Source organism: Streptomyces sp. NPDC060198, assembly GCF_042728415.1.
GTDB lineage: Bacteria > Actinomycetota > Actinomycetes > Streptomycetales > Streptomycetaceae > Streptomyces.
Window position 1 is genome coordinate 1 of record NZ_JBHWZJ010000497.1, and the last position, 4,294, is coordinate 4,294.

Here is a 4,294-nt window from a genome sequence, read left to right on the forward strand (position 1 = left end):
CGCCATCCTGGTCGCCGGAACCGCACTCGGACTCGCCGACCTGCGGCTCGGCCTGCTGGTCTTCGTCGGAGCCGTCGCGATCCTCTCCGTCCTCGGCGTGATGTCGAAGCGGATCGGCGCGAGCACCCAGGAACAGCAGGCCCGGGTGGCCCGGGCCGGCGCGAAGGTCGCCGACCTGATCACCGGCCTGCGCCCGCTGCACGGCTTCGGCGGCAACCACGCCGCGTTCCGGTCGTACCGGCAGGTCAGCACGGAGGCGAAGCACCAGGCGATCACCGTCGCCCGGGTGAACGGAGCCTATGCGGGCGCCTCGTCGGCCCTCAACGCGGCTCTGGCCGCCGTCGTGACCCTGGCGGCGGGCTGGCTCGCCTTCGACCGGCAGATCACCATCGGGGAACTCGTCATGGCGGTGGGGCTCGCGCAGTTCATCATGGAGCCGCTGAAGCTCTTCTCGGAGATGCCGAAGTACGTGATGATGGCCCGCGCGTCGGCCCGGCGGATGGCCCTGGTCCTCGACGCCCCGCCCCTCTCTGCCCCGGGCACCGGAAGCCCCGAGCCGGGCGGCGACCTGGAGATCGACCGAGTCCGCCACGGCTCACTGCGCGAGTTGAAGTTGCAGGTGGCGGCGGGGGAGTTCGTCGCCATCGCCGCCTACCAGCCGCGCGCGGCGGCCGAGTTCGCCGCGATTCTGGCCCTCAACGTGCCGCCCCACGCCTACGAGGGCGTGGTGCGCCTCGGCGGCCAGGAGATCGGCGACCTGCCGGCCGAGGCCGTACGCGCGCACATGCTGGTGAACCCGTACGACGGGGAGATCTTCGCGGGCACGCTGCGTACCAACATCGACCCCTCCGGCACCAGCGACATGATCCCCGAAGCCGTCGAGGCGTCCCTGCTGACGGACGTCGTCGCCCTGCACCGCGAAGGGCTGGACCACACCGTCCGCGACCGGGGCGCCAACCTCTCCGGAGGACAGCGCCAGCGGCTCTCCCTGGCCCGGGCCCTGGCTGCCGACAGCGACATCCTGGTCCTGCACGACCCGACCACGGCCGTCGACGCGGTCACCGAACAACTCGTCGCCCGCAACGTCGCCGAGCTGCGCCGGGGCCGCACCACCGTCGTGCTCACCAGCAGCCCGGCCCTGCTGGACGCCGCCGACCGGGTCCTCGTCCTGGACGACGGCGTCATCACCGCCGAAGCCACCCACCGCCACCTCCTCGCCACCGACGAGGCGTACTGCCGGGCCGTGGCGCGATGACACGGTGACCCTGCCGCCGGGGGCGGCGGGGTCGGCCGCGACGAGAGAGGCGGCAGGGCTCAGCCGAGCGCCCAGGCGACATCCCTGAGCAGCGCGTGCCGCCAGCCCGCCCGGTCGTGGCCGGAGGGCGACCGCGAGACCCGCACGGCCGCCCCGGCCGCCTCGGCCAGGGACTCGACCACCTCGCAGTGGGGGAGCATCCGCCGCTCGTGCTCCCCCACGTCGAACGCGACCCGCAGCCCGGACAGGCCGGGGTGCTCCCGCAGCCGCGCGGCCAGGGCGCCCCCGGGCGCGCGGCCCAGCGGATCGGCGGCGCGCGCGGCCTCGGGGGACCACCAGAACGACCCCGACTGCACCGCGACCCGGGACACCAGGCCGGGGAACTCCAGCGCCGCGTAGAGCGCGCTCAGCCCGCCGAGGCTCTGCCCGGCCACCACGAGCCGACCAGGATCCGCGGGCACACCGGACTCCGCCACCAGCGGCAGCAGTTCGTCCCGCACCGCCTCCCACAGCGCGGGCCGGCACCCGAACTCCGCCTCCCGGTCCTTCACCGGCAGGAAGACCAGGGTGACCGGCTCCAACTCACCGGCGGCCACCGCCGAGTCGAACGCCGTGCTGGCCGGGTGCAGATGGAGCCAGTCGTCCCCGTCGAGCAGCAGCACCAACGGCCCGCCCCCGCCCGTCGGGTGCACCCGCACGGTGCGCCGCCCGCCGAGCCGGTCGCTCGTCCAGCGCAGCCGGGTACGCGGAAGGGGCAGGACGTCGTCCGCGCCGAGGACGGGCCAGTGCGGCTGGGGCGGAGCGTCCGGGGTCGCGGCCAGCGAGCGGTCACCGCCCGCACCCGCCGGATTGAGCGGATCGGCGTGGGCCCCGTCGTCCGCCAGGAGTTGATAGGTCACCCGCAGCCGCGCGGGCATCGCCACCTGGGCGTACCAGCAGTCCGTGCCGGCGAGGCGGCGCAGGGGCACCGGCTCCGACCAGCTCTCGAAGACGAGACTCGCGGGAGACCCGCGCCACAGGAACAGGAGCGTCCAGCCGCCGTCCGGACCCGGCACCGGAGCGGGAGTGCGCGCGGAAGCCCAGAACGCTTCGGACCCAGGGATGCCGGGCAGCCCGAAGCACGAGAAGTCGGCGAGCTCCGCGTCCTTCGTGGAGTCTGCGTGGAGCGGGGCCGCGGGCAGGGGCGGTCCGTCCCCGGCACGGAAACCTTCGGCAGCGGGAAGCATCAACGTCTCCTTGTGAGCGGGAAGTCGAAAGGCTAGGCTCGGCGCTGATTAGGTTAGCCTAACCTGATGATTTCGCTCCGGGTGGTCGGCGGTCCCGCCGCTGGCCATTCCCCGACACGGCCACCCGGCCGCTCCGCCGAGGAGGCGCTGACACATGAGCACCAATCCCTTCGACGACCCCGAAGGCCGTTTCCTGGTCCTGGTGAACGACGAGGGCCAGCACTCGCTCTGGCCGTCCTTCGCCGAGGTTCCCGGCGGTTGGGCCATCGCCTTCGAGGAGAACGGCCGGGAAGCCTGCCTGGAGTACGTCGAGGCCAACTGGACCGACCTGCGCCCCCGTTCGCTCGTCGCCTCCACGGAGGTCTGACTCCTCGGAGCGTCCCTCCCCGGCGAGCCGGGGGAAGATTTCGCGCCGGTGCCCGGTTGCTGGTGGGCATGACGTCATTCGAAGGCTTCGACCCCGCCACCGCCGGGCTCCTCGACGGAAAGAACTTCGCCACCCTCGCCACGATCAACCCGGACGGCGGTCCGCAGACGTCGGTGGTCTGGTTCGAGCGCGAGGGCGACACGCTGCTCATCTCCGTGACCGCCGGACGCAAGAAGACCCGGAACATCGAGCGCGACCCGCGTGTCAGCCTCACGGTCTTCGATCTGGGCAACCCGTACCGGTCGGCCGAGATCCGGGGCACCGCCGAACTGTTGCCCGACCCGGGCAAGGCGTTGCCGAAACGGCTCTCGCAGCGCTATCTGGGCGAGGATCCGCCCGCCGAGAGCGCGGCGGAGACGCGGCTGATCGTCCGGGTCACGCCGGAGCGGGTGAACGGCTTCGCCGTGTGAGCCCCCGGACCGGCCGGGCGGCCGGACCCGATAGCGGCCCGGAAACTCCGTACGGGCCGGTTGAAGCTCCCCCATTCTCCGTCACGGGCCCCCGTGGCTGCCGTCCCCCTCCGGGCGGCCGCCGCCGGGGCCCGTGGTCGTACCCGGCGGCCCGGTCAGGGCTGTTGTGGAGTCCACGCGGCGACGAGCGCGAGGAGCCCGGGGAAGCGGGCGTCGAGATCCTCCGTCCGGACGTGGCTGCGCCGTTCGAGACCGTACTGCCGCTGCCGGGTGACTCCCGCCTCACGCAGCGCCTTGAAGTGGTGGGTGAGCGAGGACTTGGGGCGGTCGAGTCCGAACCAGCCGCACGAGTGGTCGAACTCCTCCGATTCCAGGAGGAGTTTGCGGACGATGGTGAGCCTGAGCGGGTCGCTGAGGGCGCCGAGGACGGTTTCGAGGCGGAGATCCTGGGCGGCGGGTTCCGGTAGCGGGTCGGGCAGGCCGAGGGGTGCGGCGGACGCGGTGGGCGTGACGGGTGTGTCGGGCATCGGTGGTCCCTCGCGGCTCGATTCCACTGTACGAGTTCGATCGTACTGCATGCTAAGTTCGACTCGACTCGTACTGCTGGACGTCCGGAAGGCACAGCCATGTCCGCAACCGCATCCCGAACCGAAGCCGGCACCGCACCCGGGGGGTTACCGGTCGGCCCCGCTACTCGTCCGCCCGCCCCGCTGTGGTGGATCTGGCTCGCGGCCTGGCCGGTCACGGCCGTCTTCGTCCTCTCCAACGCCGCGACCCCGCTGTACGTGCTCTGGCAGCGGGACATCGGGTTCTCCAAGGGCACTCTGACGGTCGTCTTCGCCTTCTACATCGTCGGCCTCATCGGCTCCCTCCTGGTCTCGGGCGTGGTCTCCGACCGCGTCGGGCGCAAACCCGTGCTGCTGCCCGCCCTCGGGCTCGCCCTGGTCGCCTGCCTGGCCTTCGCCACCGCGACCAG

General features: G+C 72.7%; 6 protein-coding genes. 4 read left to right on the forward strand and 2 right to left on the reverse strand.

Annotated elements, in window-relative coordinates; translation table 11 throughout:
- Nucleotides 1-1,255 (forward strand): ABC transporter transmembrane domain-containing protein (locus ACFWEP_RS32335; RefSeq protein WP_387375512.1); only part of this gene is annotated, 1,255 nt, incomplete at its 5' end.
- Between the two features lie 59 nt (nt 1,256-1,314).
- Here ACFWEP_RS32335 and ACFWEP_RS32340 read toward each other — a convergent pair.
- On the reverse strand, nt 1,315-2,481 hold the full coding sequence (locus tag ACFWEP_RS32340) for an alpha/beta hydrolase-fold protein (RefSeq protein ID WP_387375514.1): 1,167 nt from the start codon (nt 2,479-2,481) through the stop codon (nt 1,315-1,317).
- Nucleotides 2,482-2,635: 154 nt separating this feature from the next.
- Here ACFWEP_RS32340 and ACFWEP_RS32345 point away from each other — a divergent pair, with 154 nt between their 5' ends.
- Nucleotides 2,636-2,848: an MbtH family protein gene (locus ACFWEP_RS32345; RefSeq protein ID WP_387375516.1), complete on the forward strand. Its 213-nt coding sequence runs from the start codon at nt 2,636-2,638 to the stop codon at nt 2,846-2,848.
- Between the two features lie 68 nt (nt 2,849-2,916).
- Nucleotides 2,917-3,318 carry a PPOX class F420-dependent oxidoreductase gene (locus ACFWEP_RS32350; protein WP_387375518.1) on the forward strand — a complete coding sequence of 134 codons (402 nt, stop codon included), beginning with the start codon at nt 2,917-2,919 and terminating at the stop codon, nt 3,316-3,318.
- Nucleotides 3,319-3,473: 155 nt separating this feature from the next.
- Here ACFWEP_RS32350 and ACFWEP_RS32355 read toward each other — a convergent pair whose 3' ends face one another.
- Entirely contained in the window at nt 3,474-3,845 is a 372-nt protein-coding gene (locus tag ACFWEP_RS32355; RefSeq protein ID WP_387375519.1) for an ArsR/SmtB family transcription factor, read from the reverse strand.
- Nucleotides 3,846-3,944: 99 nt separating this feature from the next.
- Here ACFWEP_RS32355 and ACFWEP_RS32360 point away from each other — a divergent pair.
- Nucleotides 3,945-4,294, forward strand: a 350-nt coding sequence (locus tag ACFWEP_RS32360; RefSeq protein WP_387375521.1) for an MFS transporter, incomplete at its 3' end; no start/stop codon positions are given.

What these genes read in the sequence shown, in the direction of transcription:
- ACFWEP_RS32340 (WP_387375514.1), bottom strand. Translation starts at nt 2,481, where the DNA reads ATGCTTCCCGCTGCCGAAGGTTTCCGTGCCGGGGACGGACCGCCCCTG.
- ACFWEP_RS32345 (WP_387375516.1), top strand. Translation starts at nt 2,636, where the DNA reads ATGAGCACCAATCCCTTCGACGACCCCGAAGGCCGTTTCCTGGTCCTG.
- ACFWEP_RS32350 (WP_387375518.1), top strand. Translation starts at nt 2,917, where the DNA reads ATGACGTCATTCGAAGGCTTCGACCCCGCCACCGCCGGGCTCCTCGAC.
- ACFWEP_RS32355 (WP_387375519.1), bottom strand. Translation starts at nt 3,845, where the DNA reads ATGCCCGACACACCCGTCACGCCCACCGCGTCCGCCGCACCCCTCGGC.